Raw genomic sequence first — 1,464 nt, forward strand, 5'->3', positions numbered from 1 at the left:
GCCCGCCTCCCCGCTCGGGGGAGACGGGCCGCCGCCGTGTTCCTACTCGGAGTCCGCGCCCGCCGTGCTCTGGCGTTCCAGCTTCCGGTAGTGCCGCGCCCTCGCACCCAGGATCACCGTCGCCAGCAGCGTCGCGATGGCGGAGGCCACCAGCACGCCCGTCTTGGCGTGCGCCAGGTGCCCCGGGTCGTCGGCGAACGTCAGCTCACTGATCAGCAGCGACACGGTGAACCCGATACCGGCCAGCTGCGACATGCCGACGATGTCGATCCACTTCAGGCTGGGGTTGAGCTCGGCCCTGGTCACCTTGGTGGTCAGCCACGAGCCGCCCGCGATGCCGATCACCTTGCCGACGACCAGGCCCGCGAGGATGCCCAGCGCGGCCGTGTCGGTGAGGACCTCGCCGAAGCCGTCGAAGACCACGCCCGCGGAGAAGAAGGCGAAGATCGGCAGGGCCAGTCCCGCGGACCAGGGGCGCAGCAGCTGCTCCACGCCGTGGCTCGGGTCGTGGTGCTCGCCGGGCAGCTTGTTGGTGCGCATCAGCAGGCCCATGGCCACACCCGCGATGGTCGCGTGCACGCCGCTCTCGTGGACCAGGACCCAGATCACCAGGGCCAGGGGCACGTAGACCAGCCAGTTGGGGACCACCGACGCGTTGAGCCTGGCGGCCAGGCCCTTGCCGCGCTGGAGGTACCAGAAGACCGCCAGGCCCGCGGCGGCGGCCAGCAGGGCCACGAAGTTGATGCCGGACGTGTAGAAGACCGCGATGACGATGATCGCGCCGAGGTCGTCCACGATCGCCAGCGTCAGCAGGAAGGTCCGCAGCGCGGGCGGCAGTCCCCGGCCGATCACCGCGAGGATCGCGAGGGCGAAGGCGATGTCGGTCGCCATCGGGATGCCCCACCCGTGGAGGGTGTCGGGCGAGGTGAAGTTGATCGCGGCGTAGATGGCGGCGGGCACGATCATGCCGCAGATCGCCGCGACGATCGGCAGCATGGCCCGGCGGGGGTCTCGCAGCTCCCCGTGGACGAACTCCTGCTTGAGCTCGTTGCCGACGACGAAGAAGAAGATCGCCAGGAGGCCGTCGGCGGCCCAGGTCTCCAGGGACAGGTTCAGGTGCAGCGACTCGGGCCCGAAGGTGACCGCCCGCAGGTTCTCGTAGACATCGCCGAAGGGCGAGTTGATCCAGACGAGGGCGAGGATCGCGGCGCCGATCAGCAGGAAGCCGCCGACGCTGTCGCTGCGCAGGGTGTCGGCCAACCGTGAGAGCGGGCCGTGGCGCTCGGAGCGCAGAATCGGGTCGATGCTCATGTGCAACTTTCCGGGCGTACGACTGACAGGGACTCGCCGACCAGTCTTCCCGGCACACCTAGGCGCGGGCGCGCGCCTCGCCCATGCTGGCGGAAGATGGGATGAATGTCCAGCCCAGGGGCCATGTGTCCGTTCCGGGGCGGAGGAGGCCGG

1 protein-coding gene is annotated in these 1,464 nt (G+C 70.0%); it reads right to left on the reverse strand.

The window, feature by feature from the left end:
• Positions 1 to 42: 42 nt before the first annotated feature.
• A complete protein-coding gene (gene nhaA, locus DQW06_RS27930; protein ID WP_117199597.1) occupies positions 43 to 1,311 on the reverse strand; it encodes a Na+/H+ antiporter NhaA in 1,269 nt (422 codons plus the stop codon).
• Between the last annotated feature and the right edge of the window lie 153 nt (positions 1,312 to 1,464).

This window comes from Nocardiopsis sp. TNDT3 (assembly GCF_003427465.1).
Classification (GTDB): domain Bacteria; phylum Actinomycetota; class Actinomycetes; order Streptosporangiales; family Streptosporangiaceae; genus Nocardiopsis; species Nocardiopsis dassonvillei.

Coding starts and splice junctions, on each gene's coding strand:
- nhaA (WP_117199597.1), bottom strand. CDS start 1,311: ATGAGCATCGACCCGATTCTGCGCTCCGAGCGCCACGGCCCGCTCTCA.